This window comes from Deltaproteobacteria bacterium (assembly GCA_016709225.1).
In the GTDB taxonomy this organism is placed as follows: Bacteria; Myxococcota_A; Polyangia; order Nannocystales; family Nannocystaceae; genus Xiheibacterium; species Xiheibacterium phototrophicum.
In genome coordinates this window covers 423461-450150 of record JADJEE010000012.1, presented here as the reverse complement: position 1 = coordinate 450150, position 26690 = coordinate 423461, and the positions used below count along the sequence as shown (strand labels likewise).

General features: G+C 71.1%; 24 protein-coding genes. 13 read left to right on the top strand and 11 right to left on the bottom strand.

Translation table 11 applies throughout. The features are described 5' to 3' along the window. Positions 1-73 precede the first annotated feature (73 nt). From IPH07_26840 to IPH07_26815, 6 genes are read left to right on the top strand one after another with little or no spacing between them, the layout of a single operon-like run. On the top strand, positions 74-799 hold the full coding sequence (locus tag IPH07_26840; protein ID MBK6921042.1) for an iron-containing redox enzyme family protein: 726 nt from the start codon (positions 74-76) through the stop codon (positions 797-799). A gap of 20 nt (positions 800-819) precedes the next feature. Beyond that, the gene (locus tag IPH07_26835) at positions 820-1419 is read left to right on the top strand and encodes a DNA-3-methyladenine glycosylase (protein ID MBK6921041.1); all 600 of its coding nucleotides are present in this window, start codon (positions 820-822) and stop codon (positions 1417-1419) included. Between the two features lie 10 nt (positions 1420-1429). Continuing rightward, positions 1430-2419 (top strand): porphobilinogen synthase, encoded by a 990-nt coding sequence (gene hemB, locus IPH07_26830; GenBank protein ID MBK6921040.1) that lies wholly within the window; start codon positions 1430-1432, stop codon positions 2417-2419. Further along, positions 2416-4608, top strand: coding sequence for a S9 family peptidase (locus IPH07_26825; protein MBK6921039.1), 2193 nt, complete (start codon positions 2416-2418; stop codon positions 4606-4608). Before hemB ends, IPH07_26825 begins: the two co-directional genes overlap by 4 nt. Further along, positions 4605-5087, top strand: a complete 483-nt coding sequence (locus tag IPH07_26820; GenBank protein ID MBK6921038.1) for a hypothetical protein — start codon at positions 4605-4607, stop codon at positions 5085-5087. Before IPH07_26825 ends, IPH07_26820 begins: the two co-directional genes overlap by 4 nt. Before the next feature lie 20 nt (positions 5088-5107). Beyond that, on the top strand, positions 5108-5581 hold the full coding sequence (locus tag IPH07_26815; protein MBK6921037.1) for a hypothetical protein: 474 nt from the start codon (positions 5108-5110) through the stop codon (positions 5579-5581). A 13-nt stretch (positions 5582-5594) separates the two neighbouring features. Here the strand turns inward: IPH07_26815 and pip (IPH07_26810) are convergent, their stop codons facing one another. The 3 genes from pip (IPH07_26810) to IPH07_26800 are packed head-to-tail and all read right to left on the bottom strand — an operon-like array spanning position 5595 to position 8137. Further along, positions 5595-6551: a prolyl aminopeptidase gene (gene pip, locus IPH07_26810; protein ID MBK6921036.1), complete on the bottom strand. Its 957-nt coding sequence runs from the start codon at positions 6549-6551 to the stop codon at positions 5595-5597. Positions 6552-6588: 37 nt separating this feature from the next. Next, positions 6589-7554: a prolyl aminopeptidase gene (gene pip / locus IPH07_26805; GenBank protein MBK6921035.1), complete on the bottom strand. Its 966-nt coding sequence runs from the start codon at positions 7552-7554 to the stop codon at positions 6589-6591. Between the two features lie 37 nt (positions 7555-7591). Continuing rightward, a complete protein-coding gene (locus IPH07_26800) occupies positions 7592-8137 on the bottom strand; it encodes a VOC family protein (GenBank protein MBK6921034.1) in 546 nt (181 codons plus the stop codon). 109 nt (positions 8138-8246) lie between these two features. Here IPH07_26800 and IPH07_26795 point away from each other — a divergent pair, with 109 nt between their 5' ends. Further along, entirely contained in the window at positions 8247-8849 is a 603-nt protein-coding gene (locus tag IPH07_26795) for a hypothetical protein (GenBank protein ID MBK6921033.1), read from the top strand. A gap of 84 nt (positions 8850-8933) precedes the next feature. Then, complete coding sequence (locus IPH07_26790) at positions 8934-9707, top strand: glutathione S-transferase N-terminal domain-containing protein (GenBank protein MBK6921032.1); 774 nt, start codon at positions 8934-8936, stop codon at positions 9705-9707. On the opposite strand, the gene IPH07_26785 is transcribed toward IPH07_26790, so the two are convergent. After that, the gene (locus IPH07_26785; protein ID MBK6921031.1) at positions 9708-10346 is read right to left on the bottom strand and encodes a tRNA-(ms[2]io[6]A)-hydroxylase; all 639 of its coding nucleotides are present in this window, start codon (positions 10344-10346) and stop codon (positions 9708-9710) included. A 38-nt stretch (positions 10347-10384) separates the two neighbouring features. Between IPH07_26785 and IPH07_26780 the strand changes: the two genes are divergently transcribed. Further along, a complete protein-coding gene (locus tag IPH07_26780) occupies positions 10385-11218 on the top strand; it encodes a hypothetical protein (protein MBK6921030.1) in 834 nt (277 codons plus the stop codon). A 29-nt stretch (positions 11219-11247) separates the two neighbouring features. On the opposite strand, the gene IPH07_26775 is transcribed toward IPH07_26780, so the two are convergent. Next, a complete protein-coding gene (locus IPH07_26775; GenBank protein MBK6921029.1) occupies positions 11248-12240 on the bottom strand; it encodes a hypothetical protein in 993 nt (330 codons plus the stop codon). 259 nt (positions 12241-12499) lie between these two features. Here IPH07_26775 and pyc point away from each other — a divergent pair, with 259 nt between their 5' ends. Then, complete coding sequence (gene pyc, locus IPH07_26770; protein ID MBK6921028.1) at positions 12500-15967, top strand: pyruvate carboxylase; 3468 nt, start codon at positions 12500-12502, stop codon at positions 15965-15967. A gap of 24 nt (positions 15968-15991) precedes the next feature. Here pyc and IPH07_26765 read toward each other — a convergent pair whose 3' ends face one another. From IPH07_26765 to IPH07_26755, 3 genes are all read right to left on the bottom strand, one after another. Next, positions 15992-16813: a putative DNA-binding domain-containing protein gene (locus IPH07_26765; GenBank protein ID MBK6921027.1), complete on the bottom strand. Its 822-nt coding sequence runs from the start codon at positions 16811-16813 to the stop codon at positions 15992-15994. Further along, positions 16803-17678, bottom strand: coding sequence for a DUF692 domain-containing protein (locus IPH07_26760; protein ID MBK6921026.1), 876 nt, complete (start codon positions 17676-17678; stop codon positions 16803-16805). Before IPH07_26760 ends, IPH07_26765 begins: the two co-directional genes overlap by 11 nt. A gap of 190 nt (positions 17679-17868) precedes the next feature. Next, positions 17869-18147, bottom strand: a complete 279-nt coding sequence (locus tag IPH07_26755; protein MBK6921025.1) for a hypothetical protein — start codon at positions 18145-18147, stop codon at positions 17869-17871. Between the two features lie 276 nt (positions 18148-18423). Here IPH07_26755 and IPH07_26750 point away from each other — a divergent pair, with 276 nt between their 5' ends. Together IPH07_26750 and IPH07_26745 are read left to right on the top strand one after the other, a co-directional pair. Beyond that, the gene (locus IPH07_26750) at positions 18424-19647 is read left to right on the top strand and encodes an MFS transporter (GenBank protein MBK6921024.1); all 1224 of its coding nucleotides are present in this window, start codon (positions 18424-18426) and stop codon (positions 19645-19647) included. A gap of 62 nt (positions 19648-19709) precedes the next feature. Then, positions 19710-22490: a tetratricopeptide repeat protein gene (locus IPH07_26745; GenBank protein MBK6921023.1), complete on the top strand. Its 2781-nt coding sequence runs from the start codon at positions 19710-19712 to the stop codon at positions 22488-22490. Between the two features lie 71 nt (positions 22491-22561). Here IPH07_26745 and IPH07_26740 read toward each other — a convergent pair whose 3' ends face one another. Continuing rightward, positions 22562-24148, bottom strand: a complete 1587-nt coding sequence (locus tag IPH07_26740) for a GMC family oxidoreductase (GenBank protein MBK6921022.1) — start codon at positions 24146-24148, stop codon at positions 22562-22564. A gap of 49 nt (positions 24149-24197) precedes the next feature. Then, positions 24198-25034, bottom strand: a complete 837-nt coding sequence (locus IPH07_26735) for an RNA polymerase subunit sigma (GenBank protein ID MBK6921021.1) — start codon at positions 25032-25034, stop codon at positions 24198-24200. A 78-nt stretch (positions 25035-25112) separates the two neighbouring features. Here IPH07_26735 and IPH07_26730 point away from each other — a divergent pair, with 78 nt between their 5' ends. After that, on the top strand, positions 25113-25511 hold the full coding sequence (locus IPH07_26730) for a TraR/DksA family transcriptional regulator (GenBank protein ID MBK6921020.1): 399 nt from the start codon (positions 25113-25115) through the stop codon (positions 25509-25511). Between the two features lie 20 nt (positions 25512-25531). Here the strand turns inward: IPH07_26730 and IPH07_26725 are convergent, their stop codons facing one another. Further along, positions 25532-26653, bottom strand: a complete 1122-nt coding sequence (locus IPH07_26725) for a response regulator (GenBank protein ID MBK6921019.1) — start codon at positions 26651-26653, stop codon at positions 25532-25534. Positions 26654-26690 lie beyond the last annotated feature (37 nt).

Below are 26690 nucleotides of genomic sequence, written 5' to 3'. Positions count from 1 at the left end.
TGGGCGCGGCCGCGGCAAGGGCCGCGATCCGAGCGGCCAGGGCGGCCCCCGGACGTGTATGATCGAGCGCGCGATGGATCGCGAGGCTTTTCGAGAGGCGCTGTTGTCGGTGATGGAGCGCAAGCGCCACTGGGCCTGGCCGCTGTTCACCACCGGACAGGTCGAGCGCGCGCGGCTGCACCTGCACCTCGAGCAGGAGTACGCCGTCTACATCCGCGACTTCGCGGTGCTGCTGGGGCGGGCCTACGTGCAGTGCCCGATTGCCCAGGCCCGCGCCGAGCTGGCGGAGAACCTCTTCGAGGAGGAGACCGGCAAGCTCTCGCGCGGGCGCCCGCATGCCGAGATGTTCCTCGAGTACCCGCGGGGCCTGGGCATGGATGTCGCGCGCTTCGAGGCGGTGGTGCTGCAGCCCGCCGCGCAGGCCTATCGTGACGAGCTCGATCGCTGCACGCTCGCGGCGGGCTGGGACATCGCCGCCGCGGTCACGACGATCTTCCTCGAGGGCACCGAGTACGAGCGCGGCGAGATCGAAGACGGCGCCGCCAAGCGGCCCGAGCCGCCGCTGTCGGAGCACCCGCTGGTGAAGCACTACGGCCTGCCGTTGCAGCACCTCGAGCTGGTTCGCGCCCACCGCATGGTCGAGGGCGATCACCGCCGCGCCGCATGGCGCATCGTGCTCGACTTCACCGACGCCGCGCGGCGGACCGCGGTGGTCGCCGCGATGCAGCGGGTGCTGCCGGCGTGGCACTCGTACCGCGACGAGGTCGCACAGGCCGTGGGCCTGTCGCAGCCGGCGTGAGCGCCCGCGGAGCCCACCGCATGCCGCTGCTACCGCTGTCGTTCTACGATCGCGACGTGGTCGAGCTCGCGCGAGCCCTGCTCGGTCAGGTCATCCGCCGCGGGCCGGTTGCGCTGCGCATCACCGAGGTCGAGGCCTACGCGTGGCCCGGCGACACCGCGTGCCATGCCCGGGCCGGTCGCACCGCCCGCACGGCTGCGCTGTTCGGCCCGCCCGGCCGCGCGTACGTCTACCTCTGCTACGGCATGCACCACATGCTCAACGTCGTCGCGGGCGGACCGCACGAGGCCGCGGCCGTGCTGGTGCGTGCGTGCGAGCCGGTCGAGGGGCTCGCGATCGTGCAGCGTCGCCGCGGCGGGATGAAGGGGCCCGCGCTACTGGCGGGGCCGGGCAAGGTCGGCGCCGCGCTCGAGCTCGACACCACGTGGACCGAGCATCCGCTGCATCGGCCCGGCGGCCTCGTGATCGAGGCCGGCGCGCCGCCGTCGGGCGTGTTGGAGGGCCGTCGCATCGGCATCGACTTCGCGACCGCGCGCGACCGCGCCCGGCGCTGGCGCTTCGCGGCCGCGGATTCGACGATGGTGAGCCACCGCGCCGCACTGCGGCGGTCGCCGTGCTAAGGAAAGCGCCATGGTGCACTTCGAGCAGCGGCAACGGCCGCGTCGCAATCGCAAGTCGGAGACCATCCGCGTCGCCTGCCGCGAGACCACGGTGGGCCCGCAGCACTTCGTCTATCCGCTGTTCGTCCACGCCGGCGAAGGCGACGTGCCGATCGCATCGATGCCGGGCTGCGCTCGCCTGTGCGCGCGCTCGCTGATGGCGGAGGTCGAGCGCGCGCGCGATGTCGGCGTACGGATGATCGCGCTGTTCCCCGCGGTCGAGGAGCGCCTCAAGGACCCGCGCGGCAGCGAGGCCCACAACCCCGACGGTCTCATTCCCACGCTGGTCGCCAGCCTCAAGGCCCGCTGGCCCGACGTGATGCTGGTGACCGACGTCGCGCTCGATCCGTACTCCTCGGACGGCCACGACGGCATCGTCGCCGCCGACGGTCGCATCCTCAACGACGAGACCATCGAGGTGCTGTGCCGCCAGGCGTTGGCGCAGGCCAAGGCCGGCAGCGACGTGATCGCGCCGTCGGACATGATGGACGGTCGCGTGGGTGCGATCCGCGATGCGCTCGATGCCGAGGGCTTCACCGAGGTCTCGATCCTCGCGTACACCGCCAAGTACGCCTCGGCGTTCTACGGCCCGTTCCGCGATGCGCTCGACAGCGCGCCCAAGCACGGCGACAAGAAGACCTACCAGATGGACCCGGGCAACGTCCGCGAGGCGATGCGCGAGGTCGTGCTCGACGAGGACGAGGGCGCCGACATGGTGATGGTCAAGCCCGCTGGCGCCTACCTCGACGTGATCGCACGGGTCCGCGACGCGACCGCGCTGCCGGTCGCCGCGTATCAGGTCAGTGGCGAGTACGCGATGCTCAAGGCCGGGTCGGAGCGCGGATGGCTCGACGAGCGGAGGGTCGCGATCGAGAGCCTCACTGCGATCCGCCGCGCCGGCGCCGACATCGTGCTGACGTACTACGCGCGACAGGTCGCCCAGTGGCTGGCCGGCGCGTGAACTGGCGGGGCTCGGTCGCCGCGACGTGGGTGTGTGCGTTGGGCGTGGTCGCCTGCCGCACGCCGCCGGGGTCGGCCGCACCGCCCCCTGTCGTTGCCGACGATGGCGGCGCGACGCCGACCGCTCCGGTCGCCCCGCGCGAGCCGGTGACGACCACGCTGCACGGCACCACGCTGGTCGATCCGTACGCGTGGCTGCGCGACCGCGACGACCCCCGGGTGCGGGCCTACGTCGAGGCCGAGAATCGCTACGCCGAGGCCGTGCTGGCGCCGACCAAGGCCCTGCGCGAGACCGTGCTGGGTGAGCTGCGCGCGCGGATCATCGCGGACGACACCTCCGTGCCGGTTCCGTGGGGCGACTGGGAGTACTTCGAGCGCATCTCCGACGGCCAGGAGTACGACGTCTCGTTGCGCCGCCCCAAGGGCGACCTCGATCCCGCGCACGAGCAGGTGGTCCTCGATGCCAACGCGCGCGCCGCGGGCCACGAGCACTACAGCGTCGGCGCGGTCGCGATCTCGCCCGACCACCGCCGCATCGCGTGGACGGAGGATCTGCGGGGCGACGAGCGCTACCGGGTCTTCGTCGCCGACATCGCTACGGGCGCGTTGCAGGCCCAGTTCGGGGCCGAGACCGCGCGCGAGGGCGAGCCTGCGACCGGTGACATCGGCGGTGAGCTGGAGTGGGCCAATGATGGCCACACGCTCTTCTACACCCGGCTCGACGAGGCCCACCGCGACCATCAGATCTGGCGGGTCGACCCGGCACAGCCCGAGCGCGCGACCCTCGTGTTCGAGGAAGCGGACGCACAGTTCTCGCTCTCGATCTGGCGCTCCCTGGACGATGCTTGGTTGTTCGTGGCTTCCTCCAGCCAGATCACCAGCGAGGTCCGATTCGTGCCGGCCGGGCGTCCGAGCGCGCCGTGGCGCGTGGTCGAGCCCCGCCGCAAGGGCATCGAGTACCAGGTCGCGCCACAGGGGGACGCGCTGTACGTGCTGACCAACGACGGCGCACCCGAGTTTGCGTTGAAGCGCGCGAGCCTGCGCAAGCCGGGCCGCGCCCACTGGCGGCCGGTGGCGCAGCCCGACCCCGGCGCGAGCTTCGGTGGGCTCGAGGTGCTCGCCGACCACGTCGTCGTCAGTGGTCGCGAAGCTGGGCTGCCGCAGGTGTGGATCTTCGACCGCAAGGGCGAGCACCACACCATCGCGTGGCCCGACGTCGCCCATGACGCCAGCGTCGGCGGGGCGCACGACTACCGTAGCCACTCGATCCGGCTGCGCTACAGCTCGCCGGTCACGCCGGACACCGTGTTCGACTACGATCTCGCGACCCGCAAGCTCGAGCTGCGCAAGCGCGATGCCGTGCCGCAGTTCGAGCCCTCTCGCTACGAGCTCACGCGGCTCGAGGCGCCCACGCCCGACGGTGTGCGGGTGCCCATCACGCTGGTGCGCCGGCGCGATGCGCCTCGGCCCGCGCCGCTGTACCTGCAGGGCTACGGCGCCTACGGCTCGCCGTACGAAGCCTCGTTCGACGACACCGCGCTGCCGCTGCTCGACCGCGGCGTCGCCGTGGCCATCGCCCATGTGCGCGGCGGCGGCGAGCTGGGCCGCGCGTGGTACGAGGCCGGCAAGCTCGCGGCCAAGCACAACACCTTCGACGACTTCGTGACCGCGGCCGAGTTCCTCGTCGAACACGGCGACGCCGCGCGCGGTCGCATCGCGATCGAGGGCGGCAGTGCCGGCGGCCTGTTGATCGGCGCGGTGGTGACCCGTCATCCGGAGCTCTTCCGGGTCGCCATCGCCGACGTGCCGTTCGTCGACGTCATCAACACCATGCGCGACGCCTCGTTGCCGCTGACCGCCGGTGAGTGGGACGAGTGGGGCAACCCCGAGCTGGCCGAGCAGTTCGCATGGATGATGGCCTACTCCCCCTACGACAACGTCCGCGCGCAGCGCTACCCGGACATGCTGGTGCTTGCGGGCTGGAACGACCCGCGCGTGGGCTACTGGGAGCCGGCCAAGTGGGTGGCGAAGCTGCGCGCGCAGGCCCAGCAGCCCGCGGGCTCGCAACTGCTGCTCCACACCGAGATGGACGCCGGCCACAGTGGCGCCAGCGGCCGCTACGCTGCGCTCGAGGAGCGCGCGCTCATCGAGGCCTTCGTGCTCGACCGCCTGGGATCGACCTCACCATGAACTTGCAACGTCTCCTCCTCGCGTCCTGCATCGCGCTGTCCCCCGTCGTCGGCTGCAAGCCATGCGACGACGCCTGCCGCGAGTTCGTCGAGCTGCAGTTCCTCGCGATGGGGGCCGATGGCGCCTTCGCGAGCCCGAGCTACGACATCCGCCTCAGCTCACCCGATGCCAGCGCTGCCTGTGCCGTCGAGGTCGCGACCGCGCCGGGTGACGCGATCGAGTGCAGCGGCGACGCCGAGGCCTACATCGACGACGGCGTCGCCGGCGGCTCCGACAGCGGGGGCGAGCCCGCCGATGGCCGCACGCGGATCATCGTCCGCTGGCACGTCGCGCCCGACAGCTTCGAGCTGACCGTGCGCAACGCAGAGTCCTCGCTGGTGCTGGACAACACATTGACACCCGCATGGCAGGAGCAGGACGTCGAGGCCTGTGACGGTGAGTGCCGCAGCTTCCTGCGCGAAGTGTCGATCGGCGGCTGAAGAACGGGGACCAAGGGCTCGTGCGCACGATTCGAGACGACGACGAGGCACTGCTTGCCACCTTCGGGCGGCTGCTGCTGGTCGTCACGCGCGAGGCGCCCAGCGTCGCGTCGTTCGCGGTGTTCCGCGACGCCCTCCGGCAGCATCTGTCGCGCCTCGAAGGCAAGGTCTACGTGTTCGCGGTGCTGCGAGCGCCGCGACCGCGGATGGACCCGGAGGTCCGCGCGATGATGCTCGCGCTGTGGAAGGAGTGCGGCGATCGCCTCGTGTTCGCGGTGTGGCCCGCACGCAGCTCGTTCGCCGGGGCGCTGCAGCTCAGCTTCATCACCGCGGTGTCGTTGCTGCGTCTGAGTCGGTCGCCCATCAAGGTCGTCCATGGCACCGCGGCCGCGGTCGACTTCTTCGGCGAACACGACCCCGAGCTGCTGCCGCACCGCGAGGCTTGGATCGAGGCCGTCGACGAGGCGCTCGCGGAGCCGGCAGGCACGAAGTGAGCCCGCCGCCGCTTCAGCGGCGCTGCGCGAAGCCATCGGTGGCGCGACGCAGCGCTGCGGCGATGCCGGCCTCGTTCGCCGAGTGGCCCGCGCCCTCGACCAGCACCAGCTCGGCCTCGGGCCACGCGCGATGCAGCCGCCAGGCGTTGCGGAGCGGACAGATGACGTCGTAGCGGCCGTGCACGATCACGCCCGGGATGTGGCGCAGGGCGTCGACGCCGTCGAGCAGCTGGTGGCCGTGGCTCAGGAAGCCGCGGTTGACGAAGTAGTGGCACTCGATGCGCGCGAACGCCATCGTGAACGTGGTGTCTTCGCAGTGGGCAATGAGCGTGGGGTCCTGCCGCAGCATCGCGACGCTGCACTCCCACGTGCTCCATGCCCGCGCGGCTTGCTCGCGCGTGATGCGATCGTCGGACAACAGCCGCCGGTGGTAAGCGGCGATCAGGTCGTCGCGCTCGGCGGCATCGATCGCGCCCTCGAACGCGGCCCACGCGTCGGGATACAGCCAGCGCGTGCCGTGGCCGTAGAACCACGCCATCTCGTCGTCCGCGAAGGTGAAGATGCCGCGTAGCACCAGCTCGGTCACGCGCTCGGGATGGCGCTCGGCATAGGCGAGCGCGAGCGTGCTGCCCCACGAGCCGCCGAAGACCTGCCAGCGCGGCACGCCGACGAACTCGCGCAGGCGCTCGATGTCGTCGACCAGATCCCAGGTGGTGTTGTCGACCAGGCTCGCGTGCGGGACGCTGCGGCCGCAGCCGCGCTGGTCGAACAGGATGATGCGGTAGTGCCGAGGATCGAAGAAGCGTCGGTGTCGGGGCTCGATGCCACCGCCGGGCCCGCCGTGCAAGAAGACCACCGGCTTGCCGTTGGGGTTGCCGCACTGCTCCCAGTAGAGCGCGTGCACGTCGCTGACGCGCAGCAGCCCCGAGGCGTAGGGTTCGATGTGCGGGTACAACGTCGGATCGTCCACGAGCGCGCGAGAGCTTCGCCCGCGGCGGCTGCGGCCGTCAATCGCCGATGCGATCGCGGAAGCGATCGGTGGCCTCGACCAGCGCGTGGACGATACCGGGCTCGTACGCCGAGTGGCCGGCGTCAGGCACGATGTCGAAGCGCGCCTCGGGCCACGCACGGTGCAGGTCCCACGCGGACATCATCGGGCACACGACGTCGTAGCGCCCCTGCACGATGACCGACGGGATCGAGCGGATGCGCTCGACGTCGCGCAGCAGCTGGTCTTCGACCTCGAAGAAGCCGCCGTTCACGAAGTAGTGGCACTCGATGCGTGCGAACGCGGTCGCGAACGCGTCTTCGCCGGCGTGGGTGATGAAGTCCTCGCTCGGGTAGAGGAAGCTGGTGCTGGCCTCCCACACGCTCCACGCGCGCGCGGCCGCCAGCCGCACGCCGGGGTCGGCGGCGGTGAGGCGCTTGTGGTAGGCCGCGATCAGATCGCCGCGCTCGTCACTGGGGATCGCCGCGAGGTACTTCTCCCACGCGTCGGGGAAGATCGCGCTGGCGCCCTCTTGGTAGAACCACTCGAGCTCCTTGCGACGGAGCATGAAGATGCCGCGCAGCACCAGCTCACTGGTGCGCTCGGGATGCTTCTGTGCGTAGGCCAGCGCGAGCGTGCTGCCCCACGAACCGCCGAAGACCTGCCAGCGGGCGATGCCGAGGTGCCCGCGCAGCGCCTCCATGTCGGCGACCAGGTGCCAGGTGGTGTTGGCCTCGAGCGAGGCGTGCGGGCGACTCTTGCCGCACCCGCGCTGATCGAACAACACGATGCGATACACCCGCGGGTCGAAGAAGCGACGCTGCTTCGGGTCGGTGCCACCGCCGGGGCCACCGTGCACGAACACGACCGGCTTGCCGGTCGGATTGCCCGACTGCTCGTAGTAGATGGTGTGGCCGTCCGAGACCGACAGCATGCCGGCGTCGAAAGGCTCGATCTCGGGATAGAAGCTGCGACGGGCAGACATGCGGCGCCTGCGAGCTTGGCAAAGCCCTCCGCCTCGATCAAACCGCCGCGCCCGCCATCTCTGCAGGCGCCTGGACCAGCTCGATGAGCACGCCGCAGCCGCCCTGCGGCGCGTCTGGGTTGCCCTTGGGATGGATGAAGCAGACCTCGTGCCCGGCCGCGCCGCGGCGGATGCCCCCCGGGGTGAAGCGCACGCCGCGCTCGCCGAGCCACGCGACCGCGGCCCGGAGATCGTCGACCCACAGCCCGATGTGGTTGAGCGCGGGCTCGTGCACCTTGGGCGCTGCGCTCGCGTCGATCGGTGTCATCAGATCGAGCTCGACACCGCCGAGCGAGAGGATGTCCTCGTCGACGTTCTCGCGCTCGCTGCGGAAGTGACCGTGGGCCGGCACACCGAGCAGGTCGATCCACAGCGAGCGCAGCGCCTGCTTGTCGGTCGAGCCGATCGCGACCTGCTGCAGTCCCAGCACGCGAAAGGGCCGTGCGGGCGCCGACGTCCCCGCGCTCGCGGAGGTGGCGGTCGGTGCGGCCGGGTTCGAGGTTTCGGTGGCGTCGCCGCTGCGCGGGGGTTCGTGGGTGCTCATCGTGCCGCGGCTAGCGTGCCCGCGAAGCCCCCGAGCCGGCAACCATGCGCGCCCGAAGATCGCACCCGCGCCGACTGGCGAGGCTCGATGCCGTGGGGCACACTCTTGGATGATGGGATGGCCGGTCGTCATCTTCGTGCTCGTCGTCGGCGGTGTGGCGGCCATGCTGGCGACGATGCGAGGCATCCAGCGCGCCACCGACGAGCTCTCGCACGACGCGCTTTCGGTGCGGTTCTGGGCGCTGCTCGGCGCGCTGGGCCTGCTGCTGGTGGCTGCGTTCGCCTATCCGATCGAGGCCAACGGTTGGTTCGACAACCGCGCCGGCGTGCTGGTGGTGGTGCTGATGAGCATCCCGCCGCTGTTCGTGACGGTGGTGGGGGTGCGCAACGCGGCCATGCTGGCGTTCGCGCTGCGTCGCCGCCGGCGCGCGCTCGCCCGCGGCGCACTCGTCGAGGCCCGCGTCGTCGAGCGTCGGCGGCGGTTGTTCGCCCACGACATCATGGAGGTGCTCGTCGAGGCCGATCTACCGCTGCAGCAGCCGGCCGACGAGTTCGCGTACCGCCAGCGCGATCCCTCGCGCACGCGCGTGCATCGGTTCGTCGAGACCTGTCCGGCCGATCACTGGGCGCGGCTCGAGCCCGGCGCGGCGGTCGGCCTGCGCTACGAGCCGGCGAACCTGGGCAGCTACGCGGTGCTGCTGCTGCGCGCCTAGAAACCGCCGGGGTCGGCCCGCGTGCATGTCTGCAGTCGCGGGGTCCGAGCCTTGCAGGCGCACGGCGTGCTACGCCCGATCGCGATGACACCGAAGCTGTGGAGCTTGCCGTACTCGCCGTGGTCCGAGAAGGCGAAGTGGGCGCTCGAGTGGAGTGGGGTCGCGTACCGGCGCATGCGCTACCAGCCGATCGTCGACGAGCTCGCACTGCGCTGGCGGCTGCGCCGACCCACCGGTGTCGTGAGCGTACCGGTGCTGCAGCACGACGGTGGCGTGCTGGCGGATTCCTTCGACATCGCGCGCTGGGCCGCCGCGCAGGACGGCGGTGATCACCGCTGCATCGACGACGAGACCCTCGCGACGGTCACGGCCGCGAACCTCGCGTCGGAGCGCGGGCTCGCGGCCGGCCGCACGCTCTCGCTGACGCGCCTGCTCGAGCATCCCCAGGGCCTGCGCGACATGACCCCGCCGATCCTCGCGCGACGGGTCCCGGGCCTCGCGCAACGGCTCGCCACGGCCGGCATCCGTCGCACGCTGGCGAAGTACGCCGCGCAGGTCGAGGGCTCACCGCGTCACACGCTCGAGCGCGAGCTCGAGCAGCTGCGCGCCGATCTGGCCGCTGGCCACCGCACCGACGGCGTCGCGCACCTCTTGCCTCGCTTCGGCTACGCCGACATCGCGAGGGCGCAGGTCCTCGCGTTCGTGCGGCCGCCCACGACCCACCTGCGGATGACGCCCGCGACCCGCGAGACCTTCGTGGACGACGAACTCTCGCGGCGCTTCGACGATCTGTTGCAGTGGCGCGACGCGCTCTACGCCCGCTTCCGCGAGCGTCCCGACCGCTCGCCCCCGCGGTGATCAGGCCATCGCGGCGTGCAGCCGTGGCAGCACCGGCGCCGCGGCGATGACCTCGGCCTCGTGATCGGCCAGCTCGAGCAGGCGGGCGTCGACCATCGCACGGTCGTCGACGATCGTGCGTGCCAGCTCCACGTAGGCGCCATGGTGTCGGGCCTCGCACGCCAGTAGGTCGCCGTAGAGATCGACCACGGCCATGTCGATCCGCGCGTCGCCGCGCGTGCGTGCACGCTCGAGCGCGGCGTGCAGCACCTGCATGCGATCGCAGCTGCGGGCCTCGATCAGCGCACAGCACAGCAGGGTGTCGAGCGCGCGCTCGGGCTCGCGGGTCCGTACCGCGGCGAGCAGCTGCGGCGCGTAGGGGGCCGGCGCCGCGCGACCGAAGCGGCCACCGCGGGCCTCGACGAGCTCCACGACCCGCTCGAAGTGCTCGAGCTCCTCGCGGGCGAGTCGCGCCAGCGGCACCGCGAGTGCGGCGTGCTCCGGGTAGCGGAACACCAGGCCGATCGCAGTGGCGGCGGCCTTCTTCTCGCAGTGCGCGTGGTCCAGCAGGATCTCGTCGAGCTGCGCGATGGCGGCGTCGCCCCATGCAGGCTCGGTGCGACGTCGCAGGTGCAGCATGGCGGCGGCGCAGCTTACCAGAGCTGCTCGATCGCCGGGCCTTGTCGTATGCTGCGGACGTGCACCGAAGGTCGTCGACGTGGGCTCTGCCGTGGCTGATGCCGCTGGTGGTGGCTTGCTATCGCGAGCAGCCGCGCATCGACTACGTCGCACCGACCCCGAGCCAGGACGCGCTGCCGCCATCGCGCATCGTCGCCGCCCGCTTCGCCCACGACGACGTCGGCGCGTCATCGCCGGCCGATGCCGTCGTGGTGGTGTTCGATCGCGAGCTCGACGCGGCGAGCCTGGTCGGGCGCGCGTTCATGGTCGTGATGTCCGACGGCTCGCGGGTGCGCGCGCAGCAGGCCGTGCTCGCGCCCGCGAGCGAGAGCGACGAGAACCGCACCGTCACCCTGTGGGGCGAGTTCGGCGATCCGTTCGAGCGCCCACCCACCGACGTGGTCGTGATCGAGCGGCTGTGGGACGAGCAGGGCGGCCCGCTGTTGGGTTCGTCGGGGCACGTCGACGTCATCACCGAGGGCCCACGACCACTGCTGGTCATGCCCGGCGGCCACGACTGTCCCGAGGCACAGCAGTCGCTGCGCAGCTACTGGACCGACACGCTGCTCGACGTCGACGACGGCGATCTCGAGGCGGTCGAGGTCGAGCTCGCCGATGGCCAGCGGGTGCACCCCGCGGGCTTCGGCGACGTCGCGGTCAACGGCAGCGACACCGTCGACGACAACGTGCTCGACCTCTGCCTTCGCGAACGAACGCTCGCGCGTCGGGTGCACTGGCGTGCGGGCAGCTTCCGCGCGCCCGCGGGTGCACGCAACCGCGATGGCGCGCTCGAGGTGTTCGAGCGCGCCGCCGTGGGGCTCGCCGCCCGGGTTGAACACTCGTCGCCGACCTGAGGTCTTCGCGGCGGCGGTCGCAGTCGCGATCAACCCTGCGGGACGAGCACCTCGGCCGCGGCGGCGAACCAGTACGGATCGTCCCAGTTGCCGCTGCGATCGCGCAGGCCTTGCTCCCACTGTGTCGTCAGGCGTCCTTCGCCGTCGACGGTCGCGCTGGTCAATCGGCAGTACAGCTGGCCGAAGTGATGATCGCCGTTGCCGAAGCCGGCCGCGAAGGCGCGCAGGCCGACGACGGGCTCGCCGGCGCGGGCGGCGGGCAGCCCCACGCTCGCGCTCGGACGCTGCGGCCCGCTGCCGACGGCGGTCGGCGGCGTGCCCTGCGGATCTTCCTTGCTGTCGATCACGTAGCTGCGGTTCGGGCCGACCTGCACCACGGTCGCGGGCGCGATCATGTGCACCAGGGTCGACTCGACCACGCCGCCGTAGCCGTCGTCCCAGTTGCCCGACGCGTCGCGCAGCCCGAGCATGGCGTAGGCGAGGCGCAGGTGCTGGTTGCCGCGCGTGCGCATCTGGTGGTGGGCGGCGACGTGCAGGCGCTGCACGTGGTGATCGCCGCTGGTGTAGCCGACCTCGAAGCCCGAGAGGAACACCGCGGTCGCGCCGTTCTCCATGTCCCAGGCGTTGCTCTCCTGGTCAGGCACATACTTCGGGCCCTTGGTGCCGGCGGGCGCGTCGACGGCGATCGAGCTGCGCAGCACCACGGCCGACGACGGCGCGACCACGATGTCGACCTCGAGGTTGCCGGAGTAGGCGTCATCCCAGTTGCCGCTGGCGTCACGCAGACCGGCCTCGATGCGCAGCTCGGCGCGGCCGGCAGCGTCGGGGGCCGAGACCTGGGAGTGCAGGGCGAGCTGCCGGAGGTGGTGATCGCCGCCGTCGTAGCCGAGATCGAACCCGCGCAGCACGGTGAACGCGGCTTCGTCGCGCTGCAGGGCCAAGCCCTCGACCGGTCGCCGCAGGATCGCCGGGCCACCCTTGGTGCCGCGGAAGTTCCAGGTGTGATGGATGACTCTGAACATTGCGTGAGAGCTCCTCGGGAGGCGCGTCCATCGAAGCGCCCGGGCCCTGCGACTGTCAACCGAGGTGCCCCGAGTTCTCTGTTCCGGGCCGTGACGGCCGCGTGCCCGCGAGCCCGATGCGCTCGCCCTGGGGGGCGTGCTCGCGCGCGCACGTGTGACGGAGCTGCAACACCAGCACCAGCGCCCGCGGGCGAGCGGCCGTCCGCGCGTTCGCGGCAGTTGATCAATCGGCCCCGGGTGGGCAAGGCTTGTGGGCGTCATGGCCGTAGCGCGACGCTCGATCCGCAAGCTGATGTGTGCGAACCGCGGTGAGATCGCGATTCGAGTGTTCCGCGCCGCGACCGAGCTGGGCATTCGCACCGTCGCGGTCTTCAGCCACGAAGATCGTCTGCACCTGCACCGCTACAAGGCCGACGAGTCGTACATCGTCGGTCGCGGACGTGCGCCGGTCGCCGCGTACCTCGACATCGACGGCATCGTCGCCATCGCGCAGGCCAACGGGGTCGATGCGATCCATCCCGGCTACGGCTTCCTGTCGGAGCGGGCCGACTTCGCGCGGGCGTGCGAGCGCGCCGGCATCGTGTTCGTCGGTCCGACCGCCGAGGTGCTCGACGCGCTCGGCGACAAGACGGCGGGGCGCAAGCTCGCGACCGCGGCCGGGGTGCCGGTGGTGCCCGGGACGCCCGAGCCCACCGCCGACGTCGGGCAGGTGCGGGCGTTCGTGGCCGAGCACGGCCTGCCCATCATCCTCAAGGCCGCCAAGGGCGGTGGCGGCCGCGGCATGCGAGTGGTGCGCAGCGACGCCGAGCTCGACGACGCGTTCGCGCGCGCGACCTCCGAGGCCACCGCCGCGTTCGGTGATGGTTCGGTGTTCGTCGAGCGCTACGTCGAGCACCCGCGCCACATCGAGGTGCAGATCCTCGGCGACCATCACGGCAACGTCATCCACCTGTTCGAGCGCGATTGCTCGGTGCAGCGGCGCCACCAGAAGATCGTCGAGATCGCGCCGGCGGTGAACTTCGAGCCCGAGCTGCGCGCGCGCGTGCTCGCCGACGCGGTGCGGCTGGCCAGTCGCGTGTCGTACCGCAACGCCGGCACCTTCGAGTTCCTGGTCGATCCGCAGGGGCGCCACTACTTCATCGAGGCCAACCCGCGCATCCAGGTCGAGCACACCGTGACCGAGGAGGTCACCGGCATCGATCTCGTGCAATCGCAGATCCTCGTCGCCGGCGGGGCCTCGTTGCCCGAGCTCGGGCTGGTGCAGGAGCGCATCGAGCTGCGCGGCTTCGCGATCCAGTGCCGGCTCACCACCGAGGATCCGCTGCGCAACTTCCAGCCCGACAGCGGTCGCATCGAGGTGTTCCGGCCCGGCGAGGGCTTCGGCATCCGCATCGACGCCGGCTCGGGCTACACCGGCGCCGAGATCTCGCCGCACTACGACTCGATGCTCGCGAAGGTCATCGGCCGCGCGCTCGACTTTCCGTCGGCGGCGCAGAAGCTCCATCGCGCGCTGGCCGAGTTCCGCGTGCGCGGCGTGCAGACCAACATCCCGTTCCTGCAGAACGTGCTCACGCACCCGCGCTTCCTCGCGGGCAACGTCGACACCTGTTCCCTCGCTGAGACGCCGCGGCTGTTTCGCTTCCCACGGCGGCTCAACCGCGCGCAGCGGCTGCTGCGTTACCTCGGCAACCTCGCGGTCAATGGTGCGTCGACGCCGGTGCTCTCGAGCGCCCCGCCGGCCAAGCTCGAGCCGCTCGCGCCGGTGGTTCCCAACGAGCCCCCGCCCGATGGTTGGCGACAGCTCCTGCTCGCGCAGGGGCCCGCGGCCTTCGCCAAGGCCGTGCGCGCGCACGAGCGGCTGTTGTTGATGGACACCACCTGGCGCGACGCCCACCAGTCGTTGCTGGCCACGCGCGTGCGCACCATCGACTTGCTGGCGATCGCGCCTGCCACCGCGCGGGCGCTGTCGACCTGCTACAGCCTCGAGATGTGGGGCGGGGCGACCTTCGACGTCGCGCTGCGATTCCTTCGCGAGTGCCCGTGGGAGCGGCTCGAGCGGCTGCGCGAGCTGGTGCCCAACATCCCGTTCCAGATGCTGCTGCGCGGTGCGAACGCAGTCGGCTACACCAACTACCCCGACAACGTCGTGCATCGCTTCGTGAAGGTCGCCCGCGAGCGCGGCGTGGACGTGTTCCGGGTGTTCGACTGCCTCAACTACGTCGACAACCTCGCGCTCGGCATCGATGCGGTCGGGGCCGCCGGTGGCGTGGTCGAGGCCGCGCTGTGCTACACGGGCGACGTCTCCGACCCCCGGCGCACCAAGTACAGCCTGCAGTACTACGTCGATCTCGCGGGTCAGCTGATCGAGCGCGGCACCCACGTGCTCGCGATCAAGGACATGGCCGGGCTGCTCAGGCCCCGTGCGGCGTCGATGCTGGTCGCGGCGCTGCGCAAGGCCTATCCCGACGTGCCGGTTCACGTGCACACCCACGACACTGCGGCCAGCGGCGTGGCGTCGATGCTCGCGGCCGCCGATGCCGGGGCCGACGTCGTCGATGTCGCGCTCGAGCCGATGGCGGGCCTCACCTCGCAGCCCGCGATGGGAGCCATCATCGCCGCACTGCAGGGCTCACCGCGGGCCTGCGAGCTCGAGCTCGAGGCCGTGCAGGGCCTCGCCAACTACTGGGAGCAGGCGCGGCAGCTGTACGCGCCGTTCGAGAGCGGGCTCAAGAGCGGTAGCGCCGACGTCTACTTCCACGAGATGCCGGGCGGTCAGTACACCAACCTACAGTTCCAGGCGCGGCAGCTGGGCTTGGCCGATCGCTGGCCGGCGATCAAGCGCGCGTACGCGGCGGCCAACCACCTGCTCGGCGACATCATCAAGGTCACGCCGTCGTCGAAGGTGGTCGGCGATCTCGCGCAGTTCATGGTCCAGAACGACCTCGCCGAGGACGACGTGCGCGGTCGCGCCGAGACGTTGAGCGTGCCGAGCTCCGTGGTCGAGTTCCTGCAGGGCGCGCTCGGGGTGCCGCACGGCGGCTTCCCCGAGCCGCTGCGCACGCAGATCCTCCACGGTCGCCCGCCGATCGAAGGTCGGCCCGGCGCATCGATGCCGCCGCTCGACTTCGAGGCGCTGCGCCGCGAGCTCCGCGACCGGCACGGCCCCCACGTCCGTGAGGTCGATCTGTTGTCGTCGGCGATGTATCCCAAGGTCTTCGACGAGTTCATGGCCTTCCGCGACGTCCACAGCGACGTGTCGGTACTGCCCACGCGGCAGTTCCTCGGGCCGCTCGAGCCTGGCGAGGAGTTCACCATCGAGATCGAGCGCGGCAAGGCGCTGATCGTGAAGCTCATGACGATCGGCGAGCTCCGCGAGGACGGCACCCGCGAGGTCTACTTCGAGCTCAACGGTCGTGCCCGCTCGATCCGCGTGGCCGACGAGAAGGCCGGCAAGACCGTGGTCGTGCGCGAGCGAGCGCAAGCCGGCGATCCGGGCTCGATCGGCGCGCCGATGCCCGGGGCGGTGGTCGAGGTCCGCACCAAGCCCGGCGCTGCGGTCGAGGTCGGCACACCGTTGGTGGTGCTGAGCGCCATGAAGATGGAGACGGTGGTCGCGTCGCCGGTGGCGGGCGTCGTCGAGCGCATCGCGGTCGCGGTCGGCGACGCGATGGCGGCCGGTGAGCTGCTGTGTCAGATCCGCGTGGCGACGGCCCAGGCCAGCGCCTGAGGTCGGCAGGCGGCCGGGGCCGCGTCAGCGCGCGCCCATCAGGACCCCGAAGTCGGACAGCTCCGCCAGCAGGGTCGCGGTCTTGGCGAGCTTGTCGTCGTCGAGTGGCTCGCCGAGCCCGGCCGCGGCGCGCTGCAGGCCCTCGCGCACGCCGAGCTGGTTCACCAACAGCTGGTCGAGCACGCACGCCGCCCACGGCGTCAGCTCGAGGTAGCGCACCTTCGCGTCGATGTCGCGGAAGACCAGCAGCGTGGTCGGTCGCGCCTCGGGTTCGCTGCGGTCATCGGTGGCATAGGGCAGCTTGTGGACCGCCCACGCGTAGTGCATCAGCCTCGCGGTGCCGTCGAACAGCAGCGGCTCCTCGAGCGCCACCGGCTTGCCGGTGGGGCGCTCGCCGCCGTGCGGGTCGTTGCGGACCTCGCCCTCCAACAACTCGTGCTGCGCGAGGTCGCAGAGGTAGGGCGGCAGCTCGGGGTCGGCGGCCCACTGCGGCAGCACCCACGCGACGAACTCACCAGGCACATCGCGCAGGTACGGGCTGGTCGACGCGCGCTCCTGCATGAAGCGCGCGAAGTCGCGGACGAACGCGTCGGTCCCCCGTCGCGCGACCGCGCGTGGGATGAACTCGCGGGTCGCGGCGCGCAGCCGGTTGTGGACCAGCGTGCGGTAGATGAGGAAGCGCTCGGTGCCCTTGTGCAGCAACGCCGCGATGTCGTTCTCGTCGAGCCCGAAGCCGCGCAGGAACGCGGGCGCGTCGGCGCGCACCGCCGCGGGCGCGTCGAGCAGCCGGATCGCGGCCGAGAGCGCTTGCATGGCCGGATCGCCCGGCGGGAGCTCAGCTGCCATGGCGCGCGACCTCCTGCGGTGAAGTGGCGCGCCAGCGGCCGACCGCGGCCTGGTAGACCTCGTCGATGCGCGCGACCTCGTCGAGCAGCGTCGGCAGCGGCGGGATGTCGGAGTCCCGCTCGAGCACGACCGGCTTGGGCCCCGTGCGCTCGATGACCCACGCCAGCAGGTCGTAGACCTCGGGGCGCACGGTGTTGCCGTGGGTGTCGACGATGAGGTCGTCCTCCCAGCGATCGTGCCCCGCGATGTGCAGCTGGATCACTCGATCGAGCGGCACCTTGCGCAGCCAGTCGTAGGGATCGAAACCGTGGTTGGCCGAGTTCACGAACACGTTGTTGACGTCGAGCATCAGCTGGCAGTCGGCGCGTTCGAGCACCTCGGTCACGAACTCGGGCTCGTCCTTCTGTGGCGCGCCCAGCTGCAGGTACCAGCTGACGTTCTCGACGGCCATCGTGCGGCCGAGGCGATCCTGGGCCTCGCGGACGCGGCTCGCGATTCGAGTCGCCGACGCGGTCGTGAACGGCACCGGCAGCAGGTCGTGCAGCAACGCACCGTCGACGCCGCTCCAGCACAGGTGATCGGAGTGCCACGGTGCATCGATGCGCGCGAGGAAGTCGCGCAGGTCGGTGAAGTACGCGTCGTCGAAGGGGTCGGTGCTGCCCAGCGACATCATGAGGCCGTGCGAGATCACCGGGATGCGCTCGGCGATCGCGGCGAGTCGTCGCGGTGCCTTGCCACCGCGGTGCATGTAGTTCTCGGGCGCGACCTCGAGGAAGGCCACGCGCCCGTCGGCCTCGCCGCGTTCGATGCGCTCGATGAACGCGGCTCGAAGGCCGAGTCCGACGCCGGTGGGTGGGACGATCATGTGCGCTCCGGAGTCTGCAGGCCGGGTCGGGACCCGGACAACGGCAAGGGTTGCAGAAACGACGAACCCGCAGCGGACGGGATCCGCTGCGGGTCGTCACGACGCACCCGAGGTGGGTCCGCCGTCCTCGGTGACGCGGGCGTGCTCACGCCGCGCGGGCGACTTGCGCCCTCCCGAGGTGGTTAGTGGTTCACTCGGACTTCTCGCCGCACGAGCCCTCGGCCTTCGCCTCGCCCTTGCCCTCGCCGCACGAGCCTTCGGTCTTGCCCTCGCCGCACGAGCCCTCGGTCTTGCCCTCGCCGCACGAGCCCTCGGCCTTCTTCTCGCCGCACGAGCCCTCGGCCTTGGTCTCACCGCCGGCGCCGCCCGGCTGCTCGGTGGCCTGCTTGTCCTTGTTGCAGCCGCCCAGCACGAGGGCGCCCGAGCCGAGGATGGCGAGCGTGGTGGCGATTTCCTTGATGTTCAGCATCGTCGTAGTTCTCCTGATTCCGCCTGGTTCCGGCCTGAGTCCGGGGTTGGTCGAACGTGGCAATCGGTTGATCGCGACTGTTGTTACGTGGCGCCCGCCACCCCGGATCGACCGGAGCTTCGCGTGCGGGCCGCGATTTTCATATACTGAACAGCTGCGCACGTCAACGGTCCCGACCGCAGCGCAGCGCCCGTGCGGAGCGGGTTACGTGCGACCATGGGGATCGCGAACGGGACCCCGCTGGACTCGAGCTCTGCAACGACGCGTGTGCCGACGGTGCGCACCACGGCCACGGTCGTGCTCGTCGTCCTGACGGCGATCAACTTCGTCAACTACATCGATCGCTACGTCGTGGGCGCGGTCGCGAACGCGATCGGACACGAGTTCGCGGTCGGCGACGACGTCACCGGCCTGGTCGGCTCGGTGTTCATGGTGGTCTACACCGTGGTCGCGCCGATCTCGGGGTGGCTCGGCGATCGCGTGCAGCGGCGCCGCATCGTTGCGGTTGCCGTCGCGTGTTGGAGCCTCGCCACCATTGGCAGTGGTCAGGCATCCGACATCGACACGCTGCTGCTGATGCGTGGCCTGGTCGGCATCGGCGAGGCCGGCTACGCCACCGTCGCGCCGACCATCATCGCGGATCTGTTCCCGCCCGATCGACGCGGCCGCAAGCTCGCGTGGTTCTACCTCGCGATTCCGTTGGGCAGCGCGATTGGCTACCTGCTCGGTGGCTGGGTGGGGGAGACCTGGGGCTGGCGCGCGGCGTTCGTGGTCGCGGGCTCGCCCGGCTTGTTGCTCGCGGTCGTCGCATGGTTCATGCCCGAGCCGGTGCGCGGCAATCAGGACGGCGTCGCGCAGGTGCAGCCGTTGCCGCTGCGCGCCGCGTGGCGTGCGATGGCGTCTTCGCCGATCTGGCGCAGCGTCACGATCGGGATGACGATGATGACGTTCGCGATGGGTGGCATCGCGTTCTGGATGCCGACGTTCTTGCAGCGCGAGTACGCGCTCGGGCTCGGTGCCGCGAACACGGCGTTCGGTGGGGTCACGGTGGTCGCTGGCCTACTCGGCACGCTGGTCGGCGGCGCGTTGGGGGATCGCGCGCATGCACGCGGGCCTGGCGGCTACCTGCGCGTCAGCGGCTGGGGGCTGCTGCTCGGGGCCCCGCTGGTGTTTGCGATGCCCCACGCCGGTGGGTTCGAGGCCGCGCTGGCGCTGGCGTTCTTTGCCGAGTTCGCGCTGTTTCTCAACACCGGGCCCCTCAACGCGGCGATCGTCGCCAACGTGCCGCCGGCGATCCGCGCCAGCGCATTTGCAGTGAACACCTTCTGCATCCACGCGTTCGGTGACGCCGGCTCGCCGTATCTCATCGGTGTGGTGAGCGATGCGGCCGCGCTGTCGTGGGCGATCGCGCTGTGCGGCCTGCCGATCGCAATCGGCGGGGCGGTGCTGTTGCACGGCGCCGCGAAGGCCGATGCCGCGGCGCAGCAGCGCGCGCCGTAGGTGCGACATCCGCCGCCTTTGCGTGGCGGACGAACGCGTGCACTGTTGGTGGAGGTCCCGCAGTGTCCTCGCCGCACGAGCTCGAGACCCGCGACGCCGAGGTCGAGTCCGCCGATACCCGCCGGGTCGACACCGGCGCGTCGGTGATGGACGGCGACGCCGTGTTCGCGGCTCACCACGCCGGCGAGCGCTTCGGTCGCTACGTGCTGCTGCGACCGCTGGGCGCCGGTGGCATGAGCGTGGTGTGGATCGCCTACGACCCCGAGCTCGACCGTCAGGTCGCGCTCAAGCTCATGCACGAGCGCGATGGTGATCGCTTCGGGCCCGGCGCCCAGCGACTGCTGCGTGAGGCGCAGGCGCTCGCGCGGCTGTCCCACGCCAACGTCGTGCACGTCTACGACGTCGGGCTGGTCGGCGGTCAGGTCTATCTCGCGATGGAGCTCGTCGATGGCGTCACGCTGAAGGACTGGCTCGCGCGCGGTGGCCACCGCGAGCGCGAGCTGCTGCGCGTGCTCGTCCGCGCCGGCCGCGGGCTCGCGGCGGCCCACGCCGCCGGACTGGTCCACCTCGACTTCAAGCCCGCCAACGTGATCGTGCGCGAGGATCTGGCGGTGCGCGTGGTCGACTTCGGCCTCGCGCGTGAGCCCAACGCGACCTCCGAGCGCAGCCTCGACGACGGCGCAGTGGTGCGGTCGACCACGCGCCTGGGCGAGCGGCTCACCGAAGACGGTGCGGTGCTCGGGACCCCCGGGTACATCGCGCCCGAGGTGTTGACGGGCCGCCGAGCCGACGCCCGCGCCGACCAGTTCAGCTTCTGCGTGACCGCATGGGAGGCGTTGTTCGGGCTGCGACCGTTCGAGGCCGACGCCGAGCGCAGCCTCCACCGCAACGTCGTCATGGGGCGCATCCGGCCGATTCCGCCCGATGCCCGCGTGGGTCGTCGGGTCCGCCGAGCGCTGCTGCGAGGTCTCTCGACCGATCCACGCGATCGATTCGCGAGCATGGACGAGCTGCTGGCCGCGATGGCGCCGAGCCGGTCGGGTCGTCACCTCGGCGTGCTCGCGGCCGGCGGTGCGGTCGCGGTGGCGGTGGTGCTGCAGCAGCTGCCGTCGCGCGTCGACGCGCCCGGCGACCGCTGCGAGGGCGAGTCCAAGGCCATCGACGAGGTATGGTCGGCCGATCGGATCGAGGCGGCACGGCGCTCGTTCGCGGGGACCGGCGCGGCGTTTGCGAACGAGACCTGGACCACCACTGCGCGCGTGCTCGATCACCACGCCGAGCGGTGGCGCGAGCAGGCCCTCGACGCGTGTGCGGCGATGTTCGAGCGGGGGGAGCAGAGCGCCGAGGTCTACCAGCTGCGGCAGGCGTGCCTCGCCGATACCCGCGACCACCTCGATCGCGTGGTCACGCTGTTCGAGTCGGCCGACGCCGCGGTGGTCGAGCACGCCGTGCACGCGGCCGCGTCGATGCCCGAGCCCGACCAGTGTGGCGACGTCGAGTCACTGCGCGAGGGCGCCTCGTTGCCCGACGATCCCTTCGAACGCGAGCGGGCCGAGCGCGCCCGGCGGGTGGCGGTGGGGGCCCACGTGCTCGCCGAGGCGGGCCGCGTGCCCGAGGCGCGGGCGGAGATGGCGGTGGCGTTGTCCGACGCGCGCGCGCTCGGGCACGGGCCGACGCTGGCCCGCGTGGCGTACTGGGCTGCGAACGTCGAGGGCAGCGCTGGCGATCCCGAGCGCGCCGAATTGCTGCTTTCACAGGCGCTCGGCCTCGCCGAGCGCTTCGCGCTCGATCGCCTCCGCCTCGGCATCGAGATCGATCTCGCGTATGTCGTGGGTCATCTCCAGCGCGATGCCCGTGCCGGCCGTTGGCACATCGCCGCCGCCGAAGCGGTGTGGCGCCGAATCGGTGCCGACCCGCGGGAGCGCCTGCGGTTGCTGGTCAACCGCGGCATCTTGTTGACGGACTCGGGCGACCACGTCGCCGCCCTCGCGACGCTCGAGGAGGCTTCGACGTTGGCCTCGACCGACCAGGCGAACCTCCCGAGCCTCCTGGTCGACCTCGGCGGTGTCCACTACGAGTCCGGCCACTTCGAGCGCGCACTCGACTACTACGAACGCGCGCTCACCCTCCAGCTCGCGCAGCTGGGCCCGCTGCATCCCGCGTTGGCCACCGCCTACGAGGACCGCGGCAACGCCCAGCAGGCGCTCGGCAACTTCGAAGCGGCGCTCGCCGATCACCGACGCGCGCTCGACATCCTCGAGCGCAACGGCGTGAGCGGCGGGATCGGCCTCGCCATGCAGCTGAACAACGTCGGTGTGGTGCTCTCGGGCATGCAGCGTCACGACGAGGCGGCGCAGTACTACGAGCGTGGCCGAGCGATCGTGCAGGCGACCGCGCCCGATCACCCGGTCGCGCCGGTGTTGCTGGCCAACCTCGCCGAGGCGCGTCTGGCCCAGGGGCGTGCGGTCGAGGCCATGGGGTTGTACCGCACGTCGGTCGCGCAGCTCGAGCACTCGCTGGGCGCGACGCATCCCTACACCGGCGTCGCTCTCACCGGTCTCGGGCTCAGCGAGCTGGCGCTGGTCGACGATGCAGAGGCCGAGTCGCACCTGCGGCGCGCGCTCGAGATCCACTCCCACGGTGGTGATCCCGTGCAGCTCGCCGAGACCTACCTCGGCCTCGCGCAGCTCGCTGCGCGCGGCCACGACGAAGGCCAACGCGACACCGCGCGCGCGCGGGCGAAACAGGCCCGCGACGCCTTCGCGGGCGCCGGGGTGCGCGGGCTCGATGGCCTGCGCCGCGCCGAGCGTCTGCAGCTGCTGCTCGGCGACGCCGCGCCGTGAGCGGCGATCGACGGTCGCAAGAGCATCGCGCGCGATGGCATCAAAGCCACCTCGCCGTCGCGCCTTCGGTGCTAGCCGCTCGCGGCTCGCGGCAGCGACTTCGCCGGGATCTTGGCGACCGCACGCTCGGTCATCGCGACGATCGTCAGCGAGGGGTTCACGCCTGGATTCGCCGACACCGCCGCGCCGTCCATCACGTAGAGTCCGTCGTAGCCGAACACGCGGTGCTCGTGGTCGATGACGCCGTCCTCGCTCGAGTTGCCCATGCAGCAACCGCCCAGGATGTGTGCCGTGGTCGGGATGTTGAAGAGCGTCTCCGTGGCCAGCGAGACCGGCAGACCGTCGAGCTTGTCGCCCACACGTGCGGCCAGCTCGCTGGCCTCGGGCATCGAGGCGGTGGGCGCCCTGCCGGTGTCGCGGCTGCTGGCCATGCGACCGAGCCAGTTGTGGCGGAACCGGAGCGTGCCGTCGGCGCTGCGCATGTACAGGAGGATCGTCGTCTGCTTGGAGAGGTCGCGCACCGTCATCGCGCGCAGCACCGCGAGCGGGTTGCGTAGCACGATGCCGAACAGCCGCACCACTCGCAGCAGCACGTTCTCTCCGGGAGCGTGGGGGGCGATCAGCAGGCGGAACAAGCCCGAGCCGGCGGCGAAACGCACCGGCTCGAGGTGCGATTGCTCGTCGGTCTGGAGGATCGATCCAATTGCGATGCCCTTCGACAGATCGACGTCGGTGCGGCGCGAGATGACGCCGATCAGCGACTCCGAGTTGGTGCGGATGCCGTGCCCGACGCGCGATGACAGCTTCGGCAGCGCCGCGGGGTCGCGTCGCAGTCGCAGCAACAGGTCGACCGTGCCGAGCACGCCGCCGGCGAAGATCACCCTTGCGGCGGAGTACTCGACGGTCTCGCGCGACCACCGACTGGCGCCGCGCCTCGCGATCACGCGGTAGCCACCGCCATCCTGCGGCTGCACGGAGGTGACCTCGGTGTCGGCGTGCAGCTCGGCGCCGGCCTGTCGCGCGAGGTGCAGGTAGTTCTTGTCGAGGGTGTTCTTGGCGTCGTGGCGGCACCCGAGCATGCAGCCACCGCAGCGGATGCAGCCGGTGCGCGAGGGACCGCGACCGCCGAAGTAAGGGTCGGGCACGCTCTGACCCGGGCGGCCGAAGTAGATCGCGACCTGGGTGGGTTCGAACGCCTCGGGGGTCCCGCGGTCACTGGCGATCTCGCGAAGCACGTCGTCGGTGCGCGTGCGAAACGGTGTCTCGTTGACGCCGAGCATGCGCTTGGCCTCGCGGTAGTGGGGCTCGAGCTCGGTCCTCCAGTCGGCCAGGTGTGCCCACGTGGTGGCCGTGAAGAACGAGTCCTTCGGCACCGGGTGTGTGCACGCATAGACCAGCGAGCCACCCCCGACGCCCACGCCCGACAGCACGGTGACGTGGCGGAAGAACGTCATCTTGAAGAGGCCGCGGAAGCCGAGCAGCGGCAGCCACATGTACCGCTTGAGGTCCCAGTTGGTCTTCGGGAAGTCCTGCGCCCCGAGCTCGCGACCCTTCTCGATCACGAGTACGCGGTAGCCCTTCTCGACCAGGCGCAGTGCCGCGGTGCTGCCACCGAAGCCCGAGCCGATCACCACGAAGTCGTACGCGTGTTGCGTCATGGCGGTCAGTCCCAACGACAGTACCAGAGCGCCCGGGCGGGCGGACGCTCTAGACCTGCTCGAACGCCGTCGCCACCGCATCCGCGAGCAGTGGCACGGCCTCGCTGGCACGCAGGCGGAGGTGTGCACCGCCGCTACGGCGCGCGAGGTCGGCGAAGGGGTCGATGTCGACGTTGACGTCGACGATCGGGCGGCCCAGGCGCGCGACGACGTTGGCGATCTGCAGCGGCAGGTTGGTGGCGCCAGCGGTGCCGACGACGACGAGCAGCGATGCGTCGCGGGCGTGTCCGATCGCGCTCTGCGCCCGCATGAGCGCCTCGTCGTAGAACTCGTCGAACCACAGTACGTGGGGCCGCGCCGGTGCGCCGCAGCGGCGACAGCTCAGCTGCGCCCATGCGTCGTCGGACAGCGGCGCGTCGATCGATGCCGGCACCACGTCGTCGGGGATCGGCGTCAGCGCGGTGCTGCAGCCCCGTGCGCAGCGCATGAACTCGATGTTGCCGTGGATCTGCAGTGTCCTGGCCGGCGAGTTGCCCGCTCGCAGGTGCAGGCCATCGACGTTCTGCGTCACCAGCACGAAGCGGTCGCCGACGCGGCGCTCGAGCGTCGCGAGGGCGACGTGGGCGGCGTTGGGTTCTGCGCGGCGGCAGATCGCGAGCCGGTGCAGGTACCAGCGCCAGACGTCGCGGGGCATCGCGGCGAACGCCGCTGCGGTCGCGAGCTCTTGCGGGTGGTAGTTGCGCGAGCCGACGGTCCAGTAGCCCTCCGCGCCGCGGAAGGTCGGGATGCCGCTCTCGGCGGAGACCCCGGCGCCGGTCAGCACGAGCACTGGCCCCGGCTCCCGTGCCGCCTCGGTGACGAGTGCGTGAACCTCCGCATCGAGCATGCCGGCGATGCTGCCCGCGACTCCGCCGTGTCGGCAATCGCGGCCGCTGCGTCGCGCCCGTGGTAGCGTGCCCTCACCGTGGAACACCTCGACGCCAGCCAGCTCGCGCTGCTCCGCGAGCAGCTCGAGCAGGAGCGCGACCTCATCCGCGAACGCGTCGGCCGCCCCGAGCACGCCAACGACACCGGTGACGTGCAGGACCGTGCGGCCGAGGACGCCCGCATCGAACGGGAGCTGCGGCAGGGTCATCACGAGCGCTGCCGGTTGGCGGAGATCGACGCCGCACTCATGCGCATGCGCGAGGGCGACTATGGCATCTGCGAGGAGACCGGCGAGCCGATCCCATTCGCACGCCTGCGCAGCGAGCCGACCACGCGCTACACCGTGGAGGCGCTCGAGGATCTCGAGCGCGAACAAGCTCGCGATCGGACGTCGTCGGGTGGCGACGACGACGACGACGGCCAGCAGCCGTACTGAGACACCGCGGACCCAACACACTAGGACGCGCGGGTGGGTTCGTCGGAGAAGCGCTCGCGGATCGCGAGCACTTCGTCCATCGCACCCACGAACAGCCGCGTCAGTTCGGGATCGAAGTGCGCGCCGGCACCCGCCTCGAGGTGGGCGACGGCCTCGGAGATCGGCCACGCCTTCTTGTAGGGACGGGCGCTGGTCAACGCATCGAAGACGTCGGCGACCGCGGCGATGCGACCCTCGATGGGGATCTCCTCGCCGCGCAGCCCCTGGGGATAGCCGGTGCCCGCCCACTGCTCGTGGTGGGTGTGCGCGATGGTTGCCGCGAAGGTGACCAGCTCGGAGTTCGAGCCCGAGATGATGCGGAAGCCGATCTCCGCATGCTGCTTCATGATCTGGTACTCGTCGGCGCTCAAGCGGCCGGGCTTGAGGAGGATGTGATCGGGGATGCCGATCTTGCCGACGTCGTGCATCGGACTCGCGATCCGCAGCATCTCGCAGGTGTAGTCCTCGAGGCCGGCCTTGCGACCGAGCAGATGGCAGTAGTGACTCATGCGATGCAGGTGCGCCGCGGTCTCGTCGTCGCGGTACTCGGCGGCGCGGGCGAGACGCTCGATGGTCTCGTGTCGTGCGACTGCGAGCTCCTGCTGGAGTCGCTCGAGCCGCGAGCTCGCGGCGTCGAGCTCCACCAGCTGCCGCTCGACCGCGCCGCGCAGGTCGGTGCGCTCGCGCGCGAGCCCGTCGTAGTAGAGCTTGATGCGGACGGCGTTGCGCAGGCGTGCCAGCAGCTCGACCTCGTCGAATGGCTTGCCGAGGAAGTCGGTCGCGCCGGCCTGCAGCGCCTCGCGGCGGAACTCCCGGTCGGACATGCCGGTCACGAACACCACCGGCGTGTGTTCCGTGCGAGCGTCCGCACGTAGTCGGCGGCAGACCTCGAGGCCGGACATCCCTGGCATCCGCATGTCGAGCACGATGGTGTCGACCTGGGTCTGCCACACCAGCTCGAGCGCCTGCTCGCCGCTGTCGGCGTGCAGGACCGCGAACCCCTCGGCCGTCAGGAGCCGGTCCATGACCCGGCGGATCGCGACCTCGTCGTCGACGAGGAGTACGCGCCCGATCGCGCCAGGTGGAATCGCAACGGCGGACATTCGCAGTCCACGAGGATATCGGTATGGGCCGCCAGAT

What these genes read in the sequence shown, in the direction of transcription:
- IPH07_26735 (MBK6921021.1), bottom strand. Translation starts at nt 25,034, where the DNA reads ATGCTCGATGCGGAGGTTCACGCACTCGTCACCGAGGCGGCACGGGAG.
- IPH07_26765 (MBK6921027.1), bottom strand. Translation starts at nt 16,813, where the DNA reads ATGGCAGCTGAGCTCCCGCCGGGCGATCCGGCCATGCAAGCGCTCTCG.
- IPH07_26840 (MBK6921042.1), top strand. Translation starts at nt 74, where the DNA reads ATGGATCGCGAGGCTTTTCGAGAGGCGCTGTTGTCGGTGATGGAGCGC.
- pyc (MBK6921028.1), top strand. Translation starts at nt 12,500, where the DNA reads ATGGCCGTAGCGCGACGCTCGATCCGCAAGCTGATGTGTGCGAACCGC.
- IPH07_26800 (MBK6921034.1), bottom strand. Translation starts at nt 8,137, where the DNA reads ATGAGCACCCACGAACCCCCGCGCAGCGGCGACGCCACCGAAACCTCG.
- IPH07_26725 (MBK6921019.1), bottom strand. Translation starts at nt 26,653, where the DNA reads ATGTCCGCCGTTGCGATTCCACCTGGCGCGATCGGGCGCGTACTCCTC.
- IPH07_26795 (MBK6921033.1), top strand. Translation starts at nt 8,247, where the DNA reads ATGATGGGATGGCCGGTCGTCATCTTCGTGCTCGTCGTCGGCGGTGTG.
- hemB (MBK6921040.1), top strand. Translation starts at nt 1,430, where the DNA reads ATGGTGCACTTCGAGCAGCGGCAACGGCCGCGTCGCAATCGCAAGTCG.
- IPH07_26835 (MBK6921041.1), top strand. Translation starts at nt 820, where the DNA reads ATGCCGCTGCTACCGCTGTCGTTCTACGATCGCGACGTGGTCGAGCTC.
- pip (MBK6921035.1), bottom strand. Translation starts at nt 7,554, where the DNA reads ATGTCTGCCCGTCGCAGCTTCTATCCCGAGATCGAGCCTTTCGACGCC.
- IPH07_26760 (MBK6921026.1), bottom strand. Translation starts at nt 17,678, where the DNA reads ATGATCGTCCCACCCACCGGCGTCGGACTCGGCCTTCGAGCCGCGTTC.
- IPH07_26790 (MBK6921032.1), top strand. Translation starts at nt 8,934, where the DNA reads ATGACACCGAAGCTGTGGAGCTTGCCGTACTCGCCGTGGTCCGAGAAG.
- IPH07_26755 (MBK6921025.1), bottom strand. Translation starts at nt 18,147, where the DNA reads ATGCTGAACATCAAGGAAATCGCCACCACGCTCGCCATCCTCGGCTCG.
- IPH07_26775 (MBK6921029.1), bottom strand. Translation starts at nt 12,240, where the DNA reads ATGTTCAGAGTCATCCATCACACCTGGAACTTCCGCGGCACCAAGGGT.
- IPH07_26740 (MBK6921022.1), bottom strand. Translation starts at nt 24,148, where the DNA reads ATGACGCAACACGCGTACGACTTCGTGGTGATCGGCTCGGGCTTCGGT.
- IPH07_26820 (MBK6921038.1), top strand. Translation starts at nt 4,605, where the DNA reads ATGAACTTGCAACGTCTCCTCCTCGCGTCCTGCATCGCGCTGTCCCCC.